This window comes from Actinomadura sp. NPDC049753 (assembly GCF_040674655.1).
In the GTDB taxonomy this organism is placed as follows: Bacteria; Actinomycetota; Actinomycetes; order Streptosporangiales; family Streptosporangiaceae; genus Spirillospora; species Spirillospora verrucosospora.
On the sequence record NZ_JBFARL010000080.1, the window covers coordinates 1 to 17,424 of the forward strand.

General features: G+C 74.3%; 16 protein-coding genes. 4 read left to right on the plus strand and 12 right to left on the minus strand.

Annotation, left to right across the window (positions count from 1 at the left end):
* Window positions 1-634, plus strand: a 634-nt coding sequence (locus tag AB0K37_RS21175; protein WP_363983618.1) for a response regulator transcription factor, incomplete at its 5' end; no start/stop codon positions are given.
* Window positions 635-643: 9 nt separating this feature from the next.
* On the opposite strand, the gene AB0K37_RS21180 is transcribed toward AB0K37_RS21175, so the two are convergent.
* From AB0K37_RS21180 to AB0K37_RS21225, 10 genes are all read right to left on the minus strand, one after another.
* Window positions 644-1,534, minus strand: coding sequence for a helix-turn-helix domain-containing protein (locus AB0K37_RS21180; RefSeq protein WP_363983620.1), 891 nt, complete (start codon window positions 1,532-1,534; stop codon window positions 644-646).
* A 23-nt stretch (window positions 1,535-1,557) separates the two neighbouring features.
* Window positions 1,558-2,367, minus strand: a complete 810-nt coding sequence (locus tag AB0K37_RS21185) for an alpha/beta fold hydrolase (protein ID WP_363983622.1) — start codon at window positions 2,365-2,367, stop codon at window positions 1,558-1,560.
* Between the two features lie 56 nt (window positions 2,368-2,423).
* Window positions 2,424-3,002 (minus strand): alkaline shock response membrane anchor protein AmaP, encoded by a 579-nt coding sequence (locus tag AB0K37_RS21190; protein ID WP_363983624.1) that lies wholly within the window; start codon window positions 3,000-3,002, stop codon window positions 2,424-2,426.
* A complete protein-coding gene (locus AB0K37_RS21195) occupies window positions 3,002-3,610 on the minus strand; it encodes a DUF6286 domain-containing protein (RefSeq protein WP_363983626.1) in 609 nt (202 codons plus the stop codon). The genes AB0K37_RS21190 and AB0K37_RS21195 overlap by 1 nt, the downstream gene beginning before the upstream one ends.
* Window positions 3,607-3,960 carry an Asp23/Gls24 family envelope stress response protein gene (locus AB0K37_RS21200; protein ID WP_363983628.1) on the minus strand — a complete coding sequence of 118 codons (354 nt, stop codon included), beginning with the start codon at window positions 3,958-3,960 and terminating at the stop codon, window positions 3,607-3,609. The genes AB0K37_RS21195 and AB0K37_RS21200 overlap by 4 nt, the downstream gene beginning before the upstream one ends.
* Window positions 3,957-4,160 carry a hypothetical protein gene (locus AB0K37_RS21205; RefSeq protein ID WP_363983630.1) on the minus strand — a complete coding sequence of 68 codons (204 nt, stop codon included), beginning with the start codon at window positions 4,158-4,160 and terminating at the stop codon, window positions 3,957-3,959. Before AB0K37_RS21205 ends, AB0K37_RS21200 begins: the two co-directional genes overlap by 4 nt.
* Window positions 4,161-4,189: 29 nt before the next feature.
* On the minus strand, window positions 4,190-4,672 hold the full coding sequence (locus tag AB0K37_RS21210) for a hypothetical protein (RefSeq protein ID WP_363983631.1): 483 nt from the start codon (window positions 4,670-4,672) through the stop codon (window positions 4,190-4,192).
* On the minus strand, window positions 4,669-5,154 hold the full coding sequence (locus AB0K37_RS21215; RefSeq protein WP_363983633.1) for an Asp23/Gls24 family envelope stress response protein: 486 nt from the start codon (window positions 5,152-5,154) through the stop codon (window positions 4,669-4,671). Before AB0K37_RS21215 ends, AB0K37_RS21210 begins: the two co-directional genes overlap by 4 nt.
* A 140-nt stretch (window positions 5,155-5,294) precedes the next feature.
* On the minus strand, window positions 5,295-6,470 hold the full coding sequence (locus tag AB0K37_RS21220; RefSeq protein ID WP_363983635.1) for an FxsB family cyclophane-forming radical SAM/SPASM peptide maturase: 1,176 nt from the start codon (window positions 6,468-6,470) through the stop codon (window positions 5,295-5,297).
* A complete protein-coding gene (locus AB0K37_RS21225; RefSeq protein WP_363983637.1) occupies window positions 6,467-7,849 on the minus strand; it encodes an HEXXH motif domain-containing protein in 1,383 nt (460 codons plus the stop codon). Before AB0K37_RS21225 ends, AB0K37_RS21220 begins: the two co-directional genes overlap by 4 nt.
* A gap of 589 nt (window positions 7,850-8,438) precedes the next feature.
* Here AB0K37_RS21225 and AB0K37_RS21230 point away from each other — a divergent pair.
* From AB0K37_RS21230 to AB0K37_RS21240, 3 genes are all read left to right on the plus strand, one after another.
* Window positions 8,439-9,020: a hypothetical protein gene (locus tag AB0K37_RS21230; protein ID WP_363983639.1), complete on the plus strand. Its 582-nt coding sequence runs from the start codon at window positions 8,439-8,441 to the stop codon at window positions 9,018-9,020.
* 125 nt (window positions 9,021-9,145) lie between these two features.
* Window positions 9,146-10,024 (plus strand): ATP-binding protein, encoded by an 879-nt coding sequence (locus AB0K37_RS21235; RefSeq protein WP_363983641.1) that lies wholly within the window; start codon window positions 9,146-9,148, stop codon window positions 10,022-10,024.
* Window positions 10,021-12,480 (plus strand): hypothetical protein, encoded by a 2,460-nt coding sequence (locus AB0K37_RS21240; RefSeq protein ID WP_363983643.1) that lies wholly within the window; start codon window positions 10,021-10,023, stop codon window positions 12,478-12,480. Before AB0K37_RS21235 ends, AB0K37_RS21240 begins: the two co-directional genes overlap by 4 nt.
* Before the next feature lie 24 nt (window positions 12,481-12,504).
* Here AB0K37_RS21240 and AB0K37_RS21245 read toward each other — a convergent pair whose 3' ends face one another.
* A complete protein-coding gene (locus tag AB0K37_RS21245) occupies window positions 12,505-13,443 on the minus strand; it encodes a hypothetical protein (RefSeq protein ID WP_363983644.1) in 939 nt (312 codons plus the stop codon).
* Between the two features lie 28 nt (window positions 13,444-13,471).
* Complete coding sequence (fxsT, locus tag AB0K37_RS21250; protein WP_363983646.1) at window positions 13,472-17,386, minus strand: FxSxx-COOH system tetratricopeptide repeat protein; 3,915 nt, start codon at window positions 17,384-17,386, stop codon at window positions 13,472-13,474.
* Window positions 17,387-17,424 lie beyond the last annotated feature (38 nt).

Below are 17,424 nucleotides of genomic sequence, written 5' to 3' on the forward strand. Positions count from 1 at the left end.
CGTGCAGCGGGCACGGCGCGCGGCGGCGCCGCGGAACCGGCGGGTCGCGGACGAGACCGCGGACCGGCTCGCGGCCCTCACCCGCATGCTCGGCGCGGTCCGCACCGAGACCCCGGTGATCGACGCCTACCGCCGCACCTTCCGCGCGCTGACGGAGAGCGGCGAACTGGCCGCCTGGGACGAGGCGGCCGCGGCGTGGCGCGACCTCGGCAACCGCCACGAGACCGCCGTGGTGCTGACGGAGGCCGCGGGCGCGGCGCTCGCGTCCAACAACCGTCCCGGCGCCCGGTCCCGGCTGCGGGAGGCGCGGGCCATCGCCGGCGACCTCGGCGCCGCTCCGCTGCGGGCGCGCATCGACGACCTCGCGGCCCGCGGCCGCCTCACCGACGCCGCCGCCTCGCCCGGCGAGGGAGGGGGCACCGCCCACGCCTTCGGCCTGACCCGCCGCGAACTCGACGTCCTGCGCCTCCTCGCGGGCGGACGGACGAACCAGCGGATCGCCGCGGAGCTCTTCATCTCCGCCAACACCGTCGCCACCCACGTGACCAGGATCCTCACCAAGCTCGGCGCCGCGTCCCGCACCGAGGCCGCCGCCAAGGCCCGCGAGGCCGGCCTCCTGGACGCCCCGCCCTGACGCGGCGCGCTACCGAGGGCGCGCCCGGCCGAGGACGCGTTCGCCGTGCCGCGCGGGGATCCGGGTCGGCCAGGAAGCCGGCCAGGCGACGTCGTCGACCGCGAGCCACGGCGCGGCGGCCACGCCCGCGGGGGTGAGCCCGGCGAACGTCCTGGCCTCGCGGTGGAGGTGGGACTGGTCGGCGTAGCCGCACTCGGCGGCGACCCCGGCCGCCGCGTGCCCCGCGGCGAGAAGGTAGGCCGCGCGGTCGAAGCGCACGAGCCGGGCGGCGCGTTTGGGCGTGACGCCGAGTTGGGCGCGGAAGCGCGACCAGAGGCGCTGGCGGCTCCAGCCGACCTCGTCGGCGAGGCCGTCGACGCGGACCCGCCCCCGGCCGGCGAGCGTCCGCCGCCAGGTGCGGGCGACCTCCGGATCGACCGGCGTCCGCGCGTCCAGCCGCCGGCCGAGGACCTCCGCCGCGATCACGAACCGCTCGTCCCACGACCCGGCGGCGCGCAACTCGTCCTCGAACCGGCCGGCGTCACGGCCCCACACGTCCTCCAGGGGCGCCACCGTCCCGGTGAGGTCGGCCGACGCGCCGAGCACCGCGGCCGCGGCGACCGGCTCCAACCGGATCTGGAGGCACTCTCCCGTCCGGCCGCCCACCCGGAGGTCGCCCGGAAGGAGCCCGGCGGCGAAGCTGCCGCGCCGGCGCCGGCCCCGGGTGCCGTAGTCGATGCCCTCTCCGCCGCTCAGGTCGACGAGCAGGGTGACGGACGGGTGCGCGACCATGGCGATGTCCGTGCGCGCGGGCAGGCGCTGCCGGAACCCGGCCATGCTGATCCCGGGCAGCCTGACCGAAGGGGACGGGACGGCGACGTCCACCGCCGCCCAGTCGGGCGGGGTCCCGGTCGGCAGCACGTGACCAGTCTAGGGCCGGGGTGTCAGCGGACCGCCGCCATGAAGTCCAGCAGCAGTTCTCCGGTCGCCTCGGGAGCTTCGAGGACGGGCAGATGCCCCACGCCGGGCAGCATCTCGATCCGCGCGTCCGGCACCGCCTCGTACCGGCGCGCCGACGAGGGCCTCCAGCGGGGATCGGCGGCGCCGAAGACCACCAGGAGCGGGACCCGGAGGGCGGCGAGGCGCTCGGGCACGCCGCGCTCGGTGATGTAGGCGGCGTTCCGGCGCAGCACCGCCCGCATGGACCGGTACGTGATCGCCCGGACCCCGGAGACCAGTTCATCCGGGATGTCCACGGGGCCCGCGGCCGCCGCGCCGATCCCGCGGCGGATCACCGCGTCCGACCGCCTCGCCCACAGCAGCGGCCCGAGGGGCGGGGAGAGGAGGGCCCGGAGGAGGAGCGGCTGCCGGAGCAGCGCGTCCATATCCGGCCCGCTGCTGATGAGCGCGAGCGACCCCACGAGGTCGGGACGCCGCTCGGCGAGCGCGGTGGCGACGTAGCCGCCGCTGGAGTGCCCGGCCACATCGACGCGGTCGAGCCCGAGGCCGTCCAGCAGCGCGGCCACGCGGTCCGCCTGGTCGGGCACGTCGTAGGACGCGGCTGGCGGGGACTGCCCGCAGCCCGGCAGGTCGACCCGGATGACGTGCCGGTGGGCGGCGAGCGTCGGGATCATCGGCTTCCAGGTGCCGCCCGAGGCCCCCGATCCGTGGACGAGCAGCAGCGGCGGCGCCTGCCGCGACCCGTCGTGCACCACGTGCATTCCGTGCGAACGCTCAACGTCGGACTCACTCATGCGGCCACCCTGCACGGGCGTTCGCCCCCCGGTCTTGAAGAAATGTTCGCCGAGGGTCAGATGACGGTCGCGGGCTGCTCTCGTGGGGTCAGCCGCAGCCGCACCACAGTGGGAATCGACTCGCGTTCGAGCGCGGCGCAGAGCCTCGGCAGGGCCTCGTCCTGGATGCGGTGCCGCAGTTCGGCCGGATCCGCCTCCTGCCCGTAGAGGATACTCAGCCGCAGCCCGGCCCCCTTGGGCGAGCGGACCAGCAGGGCCCGCGCCCTGCGCACGCCCGGGTACTCGCCGATCTCGGTCTCCAGCGCGTCCGTGACGGCCTTGGCCTCCACCCGCGTCGCGCCGGCCCTGATGTCCGGCTCCAGCGAGAGGCCCCGCACCCGGCTCGACCGGAGTTGGGCGAGCATCCAGGACAGCCCCAGCAGCGCCAGGACGACCGCCACCGCGGCGACGGCGGGCCAGAACCAGCCGTGGCCGTCGGCGAAGCGGCGCGCCTCCGCGGTGAGCACGGGGCCGGAGGCCCGGGCCTTCCCGAAGGCGCCCAGGCCGCGGGCGAGGCCGAGCCCCCCGGCGGCGGCGAGGACCAGGCCGAGAAGGATCAGGCCCGTGCGGTTGACGTGCGCGGTGCGGCGGTCCATCAGACCTCCCGGTGCTTCATGCGCACCATGACGGAACGGGCGGGGAGGGGGTCGAGCCGGTCGAGCCGCTCCCGCACCGCCTCGGTGACCTCCGCGTCCAGGCCCGCGGGCTCGCGCACGGGCGTCTCCGCGACCACTTGCACCCGCCGACGCCCCAGCCGGACCCTGCTGACGCCCGACACCCCCGGCGCGCCCTCGGCCGCGGCGGCGACGGAGCGCTTGAGCCCCCGCCTGCTCACGCCCATCATCAGGTTCGGATCCCGCCCGTGCAGCGGGATGATCCGTGACTTGCCCGGCACCACGGCGGCCAGCACGAACCAGACGCCGACGAGTGCCAGGCCGACGAAGATCGCGCGAGCGTACACACCGTCCCAGTTCGCGTCGCGCACCCACTCGTAGGGGAAGATGTGCGCCGGATGGTTCAGGGCCGCCGAGATGACCTCGATCGCCGTCAGCACACCTGCCCCTGTCATCAGCAGCGCCGCGGCGAGGGCGGGAAGCATCCGCTGCGAGCGGAACGTGTGCCTGGCCGCCCGGTCGGCCTTCCGCGAACCGGCCGCCCGCGTGCCGGGCTCCGTGGCGGGCCGCGCCCCGGCGGGGGCGGTCACAGCACGGTCCTCTCGCCCGTGGTGGGGCGCCCGAGCTCGGCCACCTCGATGTCCACCTGCCCGACGGTGAGACCGGTCAACTCCGCCACCCGCTCGCGCACCCTCTGGCGCACCTCACGGGCGACCGCGCGGACCGGCATCGGGTAGGCCACCGACAGCGCCACCTTGGCCGTGACGATGTCGCCGTGCACCCGCACCTCCGTGCGGGCGGGCCCCCGTCCGGGGACCGGGACGCCGACGACGGTCCGGCCGAGTCCGCCGGACGCCTCGACGTCCTGCACGGCCTCTGCGACGATTCGCGCGACGGACCGTTCACGGATCGTCGTCCTGCCTCGCTCGGCGGTCGTCATCGCGGCCGCCGTCGCGTGCTGCCCTGGGAGAAGACCTGTCCGATGTCGATGCTGCCCTCGATGACGCGGCCGACCACGAAGCCGAGCGCGCCGAGGAACAGGACCAGGAAGAACGGGCCGACGCCGCCGAACGCTCCGGCGAACCCCAGCGCCAGGCCGAAGACCAGGCCGATCACGGGCCACGGCACTCGCACATCCATCTCGATCACCTCTCGGCTCGGCGGGTTCCTCAGCCGCCATCGGCCACGTCCCCGATCACCACGTCCACCGTCCGCCGGCCGGCGAGCGGGCGCACCAGACGCCGTACGTCCTCGGCGATCTCGGCGAAGGGCCGTCCGTACCGGACGACCACCCCCACCTCGATCACCGCGTCGTGCACCGCGACCCCCGCGTAGGGAGGCCCGGCGCGGTAGGTCGCGATCCAGCCGCGCGGACCTGCCGTGAGCCCCAGGACGTCCGGGCACGCCATGGCCGCCGCGCCGATCCGCTCCGCCAGTTCGGCGAGCGGCTCCCGGCGGCCGGGCGCAGCGTTCGGCCGGGCCACCGCGCCGGTCCCGGCGGATGTCCCCCCGCCCGGCGGGACGTCCGGCCGCGACGCCTCGGCGGCGAACCCGGGCTGGCCCCGCCCCGTGCCGGGGGCCGGAACCGGCCGGCCGGCGGGGACGGGGCCGGGCCGGCGGGACGCGCCCGCCACGTCCGTCCAGGAGATCATCGGACTCGGGACTCCTCGCGCCGCGGCTCCGGGGGCTCCTCGTCGGCCACGTGGACGTCGTCCACGGTGATGTTCACCTCGACGACCTCCAGGCCGCACATGTGCTCGATCTCGTTGGAGACGTTGGTGCGCACGGCGGCGGCCAGGTCCGGGATGGACAGCCCGTACTCCACGACGAGATCGATGTCGACGGCCGCCTGGCGCTCGCCGACCTGCACGGCCACGCCCTGCGTGCTGTCGGCCGTCACGCCCGGTAGGCGCTCCCGGACCGACCCGAGCGTCCGGGACATGCCCGCGCCCATCTCGTGCACGCCGCCGACCTGCCGGGCGGCCATCGTGGCGATCTTCGCCACGACGTCGTCGGCGATCCTGGTGCTGCCGCCGGACGTGATCAGTTCGCTCGACCCCCCGTCGGCGCCCCGCTTGCGCCTCGTTCCGACCGCGGCCTGCTCGGCTCCTCGCCTGTCGTCCTGCTGACTCACGATGCCCCCCATGCCATGCGTCGGCTGACCTGCGAATGATGCTCACGGGGCGTTACCCAAAACGGCTATAGGGTCAAAGAGTGGGTCAATGCCGGACTAAGTTCGGTGAACGGGCGAGGGCGGGCCCGACGGACGCGCCCTCAGGCCGCGGGACCGCGCTCGGAGGGGCGGGCCGCGGCCGCCAGGTCCTCGGCGACGCGACCGCGCACGTGCTCGATGAGACGGATCATGTCCGGGCAGTAGACCGTGGGGTTGTCGAAGCCCGTCCCGTGCCGGTAGCGGTGGGCCTGGAGGCCCGCTCCGCACACGGCGACGAGCGGGCAGGCCCGGCACCGCTCGCACAGGCCCGCCGCGCCGAGTTGCCGCTCGACCGCGGCCGGGAGGGCGCGCGCCGCGTCCAGGGAGTCGCGCAGGACGTTCAGGCCGGTGCCGGCGGAGGCGGCGGTCATGGGCTTGAGCAGGTCGGAATGCTCGATCGCGCCGTCGGTCTCGATGACGGCGTACCGCACGGGCGCGAGCCCGAGCCCCTCGTTGCCGACGTTTCCGCCGAGCAGCAGGGTGAGCAGGTCGCTGAACGTCCGGACGTCCGCCGGCGGCTCCGCCGCGCCGTACCAGCGGTCGAAGATCTCGATGAGCCAGTCGGCGTACGGGGTGGCGGGCGACCCCTCGGCGCGTCCCGGGGGAGGCGCCGACCAGTTCCCGTGGGGGAGGAGGAAGTCCACGCGGGGCGGACGGTGGCGCAGCAGCGCCTCGTAGGTCGCGACCGGGTCGTTGCGGAGATCGATCGTGCAGAGGATGCCCGAGAACAGGTGCCGGTACGGGCCGGTGGACAGGGCGTCCAGCGCGGCCGCCACCGAGGCGTGGCTCCCCCGGCCGTCCGGCAGGCGGCGGTGCCTGTCCTGCGCGGAGGCGTCTCCGTCCACGCTCACGCCGATCCGGACGCCGAGGCGGTCGAGCTGGGCGAGGCGGGCCTCCGTCAGCCGGGTGCCGTTCGTCTGCACGAAGAACGCCGCCGACACGCCCTCGGCGCGCACGGACCGGACGACCCGCTCGATGAGGGGCGGCGCCGCCAGCAGCGGCTCGCCCCCGTGCAGCACGACCTCGACCGAGGGAAGCGCGTGCTCGCGGACGTGGTCCCCGATGCGCCGGGCGGCGGCGTCGACCACCTCGGCCGGCATCGCGACCGGCCGGTCGCGCCAGCTCTGGTCGCCCATCTCGTAGACGTAGCAGTAGTCGCAGGCCAGGTTGCAGCGGCTGTGGATCTTGAGGATGAACTCCCGGAAGGGCAGCGCCTCCCGCGGGGCGGGCGGGCTCACGCGACCGGATCCGGCAGGTCGCGGACCGTCCGCAGGCAGCCGGGCAGCGGACCGTTGGCGGCGATCCAGCGCGCGCGGTGCGCGGTGGACCGCTCCGCCGCCAGCGCGGCGGCCGGCCCCGGGACCGGCTCGGCGCGCCACTGGTCCAGCGCGTGCCGCATCCCCTGGACGAACCGCACGGTGAGCGCGGGCAGGCGGTCGTGCGAGCAGAGCTGGACGAGCCCGAGCCGCACCGCTCCCCGCCAGTGCGCGTACTCCAGATGCGCCGCCAGCGCGTGCTCGCCCCGCTCCAGCCAGCGCTGCCGCCGCCAGAACCGCACGACGCCGAGGAAGGCGTACGTGCCGTGCAGCAGGCCGGAGAACGGCCTCGGGTCGGGGCGCCAGGGCGCGTAGTACCGGCGGTCGTCGTCGCCGGGCAGCAGCCTCACCGCGTCCATGATCGCCGCCAGCTTGCCGTGCTGGGCCTCGTGGACGAGCGTGACCGCGAGCTGTGTCGGGTCCACCGGCAGGGACAGCGCGACGCAGCCGAAGTGCTCCCGCGAGGTGGCGCTGCGGAACTCGTCGGCGGAGGACCGCAGGGGCGTGAGCGTGGACACCGTGCCGGAGAGCTCGCGCGCGCTGGAGCGGTGGTGGCGCGACAGCAGGTCCCAGCTCTCGCCGAGCGTCCGCTCCAGCTCGGCCGCGGCCGCCTCGGAGAGGCGCTCGGCTCCGGCGGACGACACGCGGGGGAAGCGGAACGGGTCCACGTCGTCGAGAAGGAGCTCGAACTCGGTTCTCCCGGCGGACCGGGCGCGGAGGGTGCGCAGCCCCCGCCAGCCGGGCGCGTCAGGGGTGCCGTCGGTAGGGATCGGTGAACTCGTCCGTCCGGCCGTGGCGACCGCCTCCCGGCCGTCATGGACGATTCGCACCGTCTCGACGTCGTCCGTGGCCGTGAGGACGCCCACCGACGGCAGGGTCACCGCGCCGCGGGAGACGGGGACGGTGAACGTCCCCGCGCAGCGCCCGCGCACCGCCGCGGCCGCGGCCATCCCCGCGAGCTGCGCGGGGCGCACGCCGGGCGGGTCACCGGACGGGTCGCCGGACGGGGCGCCGCCCTGGAGGACGCGCAGCGCGTGCAGGCCCCATCCGCCGGTCGAGGGGTGCGTGATGACGGCCGCGGCGGCGTCGGGGGCGCGCCGCTTCAGCTCCATCAGCTGCTCGAAGCCGTGCCGGGCCGCCGCGGCCTCCGGGTGGCCGGTCCGGCGGGCGGTGTCCACGACCGAGCGCAGCAGCAGCAGGTTCCGGCTGTGCTGGATCGCTCCCAGCGATTCGATCGCAGCGGACGTGGCCGTACCCGAGGCGAGCGAATCGAAATCCGCGCCGGAAAAGGAGTGATTCATCAACGTCATAAAGCCCGGCCTTCCGCCGAACGTCCAATCACCAGCATTTTAGGCCGCATACCGTGATCGTTAAACGTCGCCGCCGTCCTCGGGTGAGCCGGTCGCACTCCGAGCCCCTTGCCGCCCGGTGGCCGGTCCGTGACTTGTCCCCCGGCGGGCGGTTCCTGCGCGCTATTCTGACCGCGGAGGACGATCCATGAGTGTTCGCAGGCTGTTCTTCTGCATGGTCGGTCTGCTGATCATCGGATGCGTGAGCCTCCCCTTCGGCGCGGCCGCGGAAATTCCGGCCTCGTTATCGGACGCTCCGCCTTCCCTGTCCGCGGCGTCCGCCGGCACGGACGACCGGCGAGAGGCCGCCACCGTGTACTGCCTGTCCCGTCCCGGCCGGATGGTCACGGCCCTGCTGGCGCTCGGACTCCCCGTCCCGGGCGCCGCACCCGCACCGGCGCCCACCGCGGCACCGCCGGGGACACCGCCGGGGACACCGGCACCCACCGCGTCACCTGCCCCGCGGGCCCCGTCCGGCGCGTCCCCACGGCCGACTGCCGCTGCTCGCACTCCGGGCCCCGCCGAACTCCAGGCCTGGGCCGTGCATAACAGAAAGGACTTCGACCGCGCCTGCGACGCCCTGATAGGCGCCCAGACCGTTTCGGGAGAGAAGAAGAAGCCATCGGTCTGGGTGTCCGCCGCAAAGGTTTTCGGTCCGCTCCTGCTGGGCGCCCTGCTCACCCTCTTCACCACCGAATGGAGAGCGTCCGTGGACCGCGGCCGGAAAGAGGGCCTCGAACTCCGGAGGCTGGGCAGGAAATTCCTCACCACGGCGAGCGACTACGCCGAGGGGCGCAGGAAGGCCAAGCAGCCGCCGGTCCAGCCGGTGCACGACGCCGCGCAAGAACTGGCGCTCCGCCTGGAGGAGATCAAGGCCCGCCGCCCCAGGTGGCGCACCCTGCCCCCGGTGCTCGCCGCACTCGCCCCGGCCAGGCTGGACGCCGCCGTCGCCTTGGGGTGGAACGGCCTGAGCGACCAGGGCAGAGAGACCAGGCACGCGGCGGTCATGGAGGTCATCCACCGGATCGACGCCCAGGTCGGCAGCACCGCGCGCGCCCTCGAGCACCCGTGGCGCCCGCCGGTCCTCCGCTGGTTCGTGTTCTGGCAGAAGGTGCCCTCGTGACGGGCGACCCTCGGCCGGCGAACGGGCGCCTCTCGGCGGGGAACCCGCTCCGCCTGGCGCGTTACGTCGACAGGCCGCCCCTGCCCCTGGAACCGCACCGCGTCGGCAAGCACGCGGATCACTACGTGGAGACCAGCTCGTTCACCACGTGTTTCGAGGCATTCCAAGATGAGCTGGACGATATCGAAACAATCCGCGACCGGGGCCATCTCGTCTTCGTCCACGGATTGGAGGGCACCGGAAAGACGTCCCTGATCTGCAGATGCGTCCATTTCCTCAAGGAGCTCCCCGGCTCGGCCGACCTCCAGGTCGTCGACGCCAGAACGCTGAGCGGCCCGGTCGGGACCCCGGAGCGGCGAATGCTCGGACTCGTCTTCAAGATCTGCTCCCAGCTGATGGAGAGCGCGTATTTCTCGGGTTCGCAGCCACGGCTGGCGCGCCTGCAGAGCGTGATCAAGGACGTCGACCGGCTCAAGGCGCGGGAGGGCCTCACCGCGGACCGGGTGAGGGACGAGGTCGCCACCATGCTCTGGGAGATCGGCCTGGGCTCCACCGACGAGGGGCCGCTGGTGGTGGTCATCCTCCCGCGCTCCGCGAACCTGCTCGACGTGCGGTTCTACGCCGAGGTCGTCCAGCCCTGCATGATGCTCTTCGCGGAGCTGGAGGACGAGGACGCCGATCAGGAGCACCCGCCCTTCGGAGGCCACATCTCCGTCATCCCGCTGCGCCCCCGCCCGCTGGCCGTCGAGGACGGATGGACATTCGTCAGGCAGCGCCTCTACCGGGAAACGGACCGCCGCGAATCCCTGAATGTTCAGGAAGACCATATCAAGGCGCTTATGACCGCATGGAACGGGACCATGACGATAAAGCTTCTGGTGGAAGGGCTGGTGGAGATCTTCGAAAAGATCATTAGGGCTGACAGTCCCCGCGATGTGAGTTACAGTGATCTGGCGTCCCAGTTCGTCCTGGCCCCGCCGAGCGAAGAAACGGGCTCCTCATGACCGTTGATCATGAGCCGTCACCGGCGGCACGGCGCAATCCCTTCCCTCCCGGGGCGTCCGCGGCGCTCGGCGAACTGCCGGGCGAGGTGGCCAGCCTCGACACCCCGGCGATCCTCACCGTGCGGCGCGTCGTCGACGACTACCTCTCGCGGAGCCTGATCCTCTGGCGGGACGTGCGCTCCCAGCAGGCCTCCGGCCGGGGCGGGGGCGAGGCCGGCGCGGCGGACCCGCGGGAGCTGACCGACGACGAGGCGGTGCGGGCCTCCTCCACCGGCGCGAACGGCGAGGTCATCGCCGTCTCCGGTGAGGCGGGCACCGGCAAGACGCACCTGCTCAACACCCTGATCCACCGGTTACGCCATCCGCCGCCCGGCGCCGCGATCCCGCGCAAGATCATTCCTCTGTCGGCGCAGGCCTCCGACTTCGGCACGCTGTACCGGGCCTCCTTCATCACCAGGTTCCACCTCGACGAGCTCAAGGACGTCGCCCTCGGCTACTACGCCGACGTGGTCGCCGAGCGGCTCCGGATCGACTTCCCCCACCTGGCCGAACAGGCCGCGGCGCTGGAACGGCGCGACTCGGGCATCGACCCTCGCGCCCTCGCGCGGCAGGCCGGCCTGGCGGCCAAGGTGCCGAGGCAGCTCCAGGAGCGGCTCTGGCAGGTGACCGGGAACAAGCAGTTCGGCACCGCCTTCGCCCTGCTGACCGACGTGCAGCTCGCCCTCGCGGTGATGGACTGGCTGGCCAGCGGCGCACCGCCCGACGCCCGCCTCCAGGAGCAGGGGATCACCGGGGCCCTGGCGTCCCACGCCCAGATGCTCGACTGCATGGGCGCGCTCACCAGCCTCTACGGGCGGCAGGGGCTGCACTTCGCACTCGTCATCGACGACATCGAGAAGCTGCTCGGCCACCCCGACCCGCTCCTGCCGGACACGGCGAACACGGTCGAGACCCTGAAGTCGTTCCACAAGCTCCTGCGCACGTTCGTGGAGAGCGGCGGCCTGCTCGTGCTCGGCGGCCTGCCGTCCTACCTCGACCAGCTCCCCGAGGACTCCAAGTCCCGGATCCGCACCCGCATCTCGCCGTCCCCCCTGGACGGCGAGCAGATCGCCGAGTACGTCCGGCTCCGCCAGGGCGGCGTGCTCGAACCGTTCGAGCAGTCGGCCTGCGACGCGATCCACCGGCTCACCGGCGGCAGCCCCCGGCAGGTCGTCAGGCTCTGCTACCGCAGCTTCCAGCTCACAATGCCGCCCGCGCGGGTGGACGCGCCCGCCGTCCACACGGCGGCGCGGCAGGAGAACCTCGGCTACGTCGTGCCGCTGGACGACCTCCTGTCGAACGTCTCGGAGATCCTCAACGGCCGGGGCTGGATGGCCGAGACGAGCTACCCCCTGCTGCCGGAGCGCGAGCGGCCCGACTTCTGGATCCCGATGCCCCCCGGGCAGGACCGCGCGGGCTGCGCGATCGTGGTCAGCGCGCCGCTGGTGCAGGCGGAGGAGGCCGAGCCGCTGATCCGCCGCGTCCGGGCCATCCGCAGCGACAGCCCGAAGCGCCGCGTCGTCGTGGTGACGGGATTCCTCAGCGAGGAGATCCGCCCCTCCCTGACCCAGGCGTGCGGAGCACCGCCGATCGTGTACCTCGCCGACCGGTTCCACGACGTCCTCGCCGCCCGCCTGGACGAGCTGAACCGGGAGATCATCGGCCACCGCGCCGGTCCCGCGGCCTCCGGCAACGACATCGCGATGATGCACGACTCGATGGAGCGGATCAGGCGCCAGGTGACCGCCTCGCACGACCACCTGCTCAACCTGCAGAGCCAGGTCGAGCAGATCCGCCAGCAGGCCGACCGGCAGCTCCAAGCGATCAGGAGGGACCTGGCGCCCCCGGCCGCGGCGCCCGCCGGAGGCGCCGCCGTGCCGGAGCGATCCGGACGCGACCTGCCGGACGCCGTGGCCCGGCCCTTCACCCGCGCACTCCGGTCCCTCGCCGCGATCGACGACGTCGACGCCTACATCGGGCGCTCGTTCGACCTGTCCCGCGACGACGCGGCCACCGCCGGGGCCATGCTCAGCTACCGGCTGCGCCGCTACGAGATCTTCGAGGCGATCGGGGTGGGCATGGTGCTGCGGCGGCTCGTGACCTCGTTCGAGGAGTCCGTCGCCGGCTGGCTCGCGCGCGTGCGGTCCCGGCCGGGCCCCACCGCCGACGACCTGGCACGGCTCGACCGGCTCTGCGAGGCGTTCGACGCCAGCTACGACGCCGTCCCGCTGTCGGCGCTGAGCCAGCTCGGCAGCCTGTCCGATGACGCGGTCCCCGGCCTGAGCGGCTCGGTCGCCCAGGTCGCGATCGTGGACAGCCTGGACGAACTGAGCGGCCGCGTCAGGCGCGGCGCCCTCCTCGCCGCCGAGGACGCGGGCGGCGGCACCGCTGCGGCGTCCGGCTCCGCGCCCGTCTGAGAGGCCTCCGCCGCCTTCCGGTCCTCACGGAGCGGAGCCGCCGCCGAGGTACTCATCGATGATCGACTCCAGGCGCCTGTCGGCGTCCCACACGTTCTTCTGCCGCAGGGTGACGCCGAAGAGCGCCAGGTCGTCCGGCAGGCACCGGTAGTACAGCGCCCCCTGCTCGACGTCCATGACGAGCCGGGACAGCCGCCCTCGCAGCGCGGGCCCGAGCCGGTACGCCAGGGACCGCACGAGCTGCCGCGAAGCGAGGAAGATCTCCTCGTAGCGCTTCCTGTGCTCGGCGACCGACACCTTGCGGAAGTACGTTCCGAGGCCCTCGTCGGCGAGGACGTCGGTGCTGAAGAGGTGGTCGCCGCCGCGGTGGCCCGAGAGGTAGTGCAGGTCGAGCGGGGAGACGCCCCGCCGGCCGAGTTCCACCAGGCGGGGGTCGGCGCCCGGGGCCTCGAACAGGACGGGCGCCGGTTCGGGGACGTCCGGGAGCGCCGGGGCGGACGTGCTGTAGCCGCCGAGGTTCTCGGGGCCCAGCGAGTAGAGCTCGCGCACCCGGTCGGAGATCTGCGCCATCTGCCGGTCGCCGCTCTCGACCGCCGTGCCCTCCCGCGCGATGCCGAACTGGGTCTCCCCGGGACGGAGCGAGATGTAGTAGACGCCGCCGGAGGGGCAGGACAGGACCAGGCGGATGAGACGCCCGCTGTCCAGCGACGACGTCCACGAGTCGATCTTCGCGAAGGTGGGGCCCAGCCTGCCGCCGATCTGGGCGTGGAGCCTCGTGTCCTCCGGCGTCAGATCCGCGTCCTCCACCGCGAACCGGAACATGCCGTCGATGAAGTTGGCCGTGTGCGCCAGCCCGCCGGCGCCCTCGAAGACCTCCCTGACCGTGTCCTCCAGCAGCAGCGTTCCGGCGTTCGCGTCGATGTGCCCCGCACGCCGCGTGATGGTCCTCGGGGTCTCGGTCACTCGGTCTCCTCTCCGGGTCGGGCCGGTCTCAGATCTGCGGCGCGTCCCACTGGAACGCGCGGCGCTCGGTGCCCGGCGCCTCGTTCCGCAGCCGCGCCCGGGTGTGGGCGAGGTTGCCGCGCACGGCGAGGGCCCACGGATGCTCGTCGTCGGGATGGCCGGACGGGAGACGCTCCTCGGCCTGCTCGTCGTGGTCGAGGGCCTCGTCGTAGCGGCCGAGGGCCATCAGCGCGTTGGCGCGGTCGACGAGCGCTCCCACCACGTACGGGTGGTCGTCGTCCAGCCGCTCGCGCAGCAGGTCCAGGGCGGTGGCGCTCTGCTCCCCGGCGAGGTCGGCGTCGCCGAGGGCGAGCGTGTAGACCGACAGGTTGCAGCGGGCGAGCTGGACGAACGGATGCCTCTCGTCGTACAGGGCGAGGTAGCCCATGACGGCCCGGCCCGCCTCGTCGCGCGCCGCCTCGTACGCGCCGCAGGCGTGCTCGGCCGCGGCGACGGCCAGCCGGCAGGCGAGCGTCTCGTAGTTCTCGCCCGGATGGAAGTCCAGGTGGATCTTCAGCAGCCGGCGCAGCTCGTCCCGGTCGTCGCCGCGCGCCTCGGGGTCGCCGGGCCGGTGCCGGCGGGTGATGCGCTGCTGGCGCTGGGCGCACAGCAGATGGAGGTTGGCGGCGTCGTCCCGGTGCAGCTCGCGGAGGATGACGACCGAGTGGGTCAGCTCCCGCGCCGAGTCGTCGTAGCGGCCGAGCCGGCGCAGGAGCGCGCCGATCTTGTAGGCGGAGATCGCGAGCGACTGCCGGTCGCCGGGCTCCACCCGCCGCTGCCGCTCCCGGTTGCCCCGTTCGATCGCCAGCGCCTCCCGGACGGAGGCGTCCTGCCCGTCCAGGGTCAGCGACAGCGTGAGGTTCATGGCGGCGCTCCGGGTCAGCTCGTGGTCGTCGCCCAGCTCGCGGCGCAGCCCGATGAGCGTCGCGCGGTCGCGGACGAGCGCGGTGCCGAAGTCGCCGGCCTGCCGCAGGTCGGCGGCGTACCCCCGCGCGCCCATCAGCGTCCGGATGTCGGCGTACCCGAGGCGCATCTGCCGGTTGAGCGCGTCCTCGGAGATGCGCGCCGCCTCCTCGAAACGGCCGAGCGCTCTCAGGAGGTTGGCGCGCTGCACCTCGACGCGCAGCAGCAGCGGGTCGTCGGCGCCCAGGCGCCCGCGCCAGTCGGCCGACAGCCGCTCGGCGACGCCGAGGCCGATCGCGCGGTCGCTCATGTCCCCGGCCAGGTACAGGTGGCGCACGTGGCAGGCCAGCCAGCGGCGGACGGGCCGCTCCTCGCTCGCGAGCGCCTCGCTGACGAACAGGTGCCGCCGCAGCTCGGCGAACGTCGCGGCGTGGTAGGGACGGTCGACCTCGGCGTCGGCGGGCGCGAACGCGGCGAGGACGCGGTGGACCTCGGAGGTCACCCGGTCCCGTTCTCCGCCCCGCAGCGAATCCCGGATGATCTTCTGGACCATCCGGTGGACGCGCAGTTCCCCGCCGAGCTCGTAGTCGACATCCGCGAGGCCGTACCGGGTCAGCCGGACGAGCAGCGCCTCCAGTCGCACGGAGTCTTCGGCGAGGTCGGGCCAGTGCGCCTCCAGCGCGGCGAGCATGGCGGGGGAGAACAGCAGACGGCGCCCCACGCCGTCGGGCGACAGGAAGGCCGCCATCCGCATCAGGTGCACGGCGGCCTCGCCGGAGTCGATCTGGCGCAGGGCGTCGAGGGTCAGCCCGAGGACGATCCGGGCGGTCAGCAGGTCGGCCTCCTCCCGGCGGGCCGCGTCGTCGCGCGCGCCCGCCTCGCCGCCCGGGGCCGCGGGAGCGCGCTGCGCGGCCGCGACGCCCTCGGCGAAGAGGCCGGTGAACGTCTCGACCGCGTCCTCGACCGCCTCCATCTCGCGGAAGGCGCCCGCGGACGCCGCCGCACCGGCGCCGGGCGCCGCGGGACTGGCGGCGCCGCGCTGCCTCCAGTCGGCGTGGCGTTCCACCCACGCCGCGGCCAGCGCCACGTTCAGGGGGAGGTCGCGCATGGGGCGCGCGAGCCGGTCGATGTGCTCGTCGGAGAGCGCGGGGACCCTCCTGCGGAACAGCTCACGGCTCTCGTCCCTGGTGAACGGCCCCGCCCGGGTGGACTTCTCGACCCGGCGGACCAGCGTCCCGCTCCTGAGGGCCCCGACGTCCGCGCCCGTGATGATGACGTGGTTCCCGCGGGTGGTCTCGGGCACGAGGTCGGTCAGGTCCTCGGCCCGCTCGACGTTGTCGTAGATCAGCAGCCAGGTCCCGGTGCGGTTCACCTCCTCCCGGACGAACTGCGCGACGGGGTCGCCCGCGGCGGTCGCGGGCCGGTGCCCGCCGCCGGCCTCGACCGCCTCGTGCATGGCGGTGAGGCCGGCCCGCACGCTCCCGGCCGACGCCGCGGTGATCCACCAGACGGCGTCGTAGTCGCCCGAGAACCGCAGGGCGTACTCCAGCGCGAGCCTGCTCTTCCCGGTGCCCGCCGCGCCGTTGATCATGTAGATGCCGTCGCGGTCCGAGCCGAGCAGCGCGTCGCGCATCCGCTCGATCTCCGCGCCCCGCTCGACGAAGGCGCCCGCGGACGGGGGCAGGCGGCGGAACTCGGGCGCCCGGCCCGGGAAGCGCGGATCGCCCGGGACGCTCCTGGGGGCGGGCGGCGTCCGCGAGGGCATCAGCCGCTGGAACAGCTCGTCGCGGGCGGCCTGCTCGTTCATGGCGAACAGGTCGATCCGGGCGGACGGCGGAACGCCCGGGGCCGGGTCCTCGGGGGACAGCCGGAGATACCAGTGGGCGCCGGGCACGGGCGTCCCGGACGGGGCGGACCTCACCGCCTCGGGGCCGACGGCGATGACGACGTCGTCGTCGCGGACCGGGCCCTCCCCGGCGGGACGCAGGTGCGTCGAGCGCAGCTGGACGCCGAGCCAGTCGGCCCAGGGGCGCTGGGCGGGCTCGTAGACCACCCTGTAGTGGCGCGTCCGCAGCACGTCGTCCGCGCCGATGCGCATCCGGTACGCCTCGACCGCCTCGGCCGTGGCCCCCGGCGGATCGAACCCCTCGTCGTCGAGGATCGTGCGGAGCACGTCCCGGTAGGCCGTGAGGAGCCCGGAGGCGGCCGGGTCCCCGGCGAACACGGCGAGCCTCTCGGCGACGGCGGCGTCGGCGACCTTGGGAATCGCCATCCGCCGCCAGTACGCGTCCCGCGCCGAGGGAGGCGTCGTGCCGGGGAAGAGCCAGGCGAACGCCACGCCCGCCCTGCCGCGCACGCTGAGGGACGCCCCGTCCTCCACCTGCATGAGCACCGGCAGGAGCCGGGGGAGCGCCGTGGCCCTCAGCTCCCGGGCGAGCGCCTCCGCGGCCGCGATGCCGCCGGAGTCGGCCCTGACCCCGACGGCCACGGTGTCGGCGAGCTTCGCCAGGGCCTCCGCCGGGAGGCCGGCGGCGTCGACGAGCACGTGGTCGTAGGAGGTGCGGCGCAGCCCGTCGCGGAGGGCGGCGACGAAGCGGTGGAGATCGGAGGCCTCCAGCTCGGTCCAGTGGCCGCGGGCCCCGTCGGAGCCCTGCGCCGGGAGGAAGTCCACCCGTCCGGAGATCGGCGGGCCGGGCGGCTCCCGGTGCCGCAGGAGGGGAAGCAGGTCGAAGCCGTGGGGAGCGCTCCGGCCGCCGGAGCCGAAGCCGCGGGCGAGGTCGACGAGGCCGGCCTCACCGGAGCCGTCGCCGGCGAACCTCTTCGCGTGGTCCTCCAGGGCGGGCGACGCGAGGTCGCCGTCGACCAGCAGGACGGCGCGGCCGGCGAGGGCCAGCATCCAGGCGAGGTCGGCGAGGGCGGTGGTGCAGCCCGCGCCGCGCTCCGGCGAGGTGAGGGCGATGACGTTCGGCGGGCCGCTGCGCGGCGGAACGTGGGGGACCAACGCGGCTCCTTCGGGACCTCGCGTCCGGCGGCGGGCCG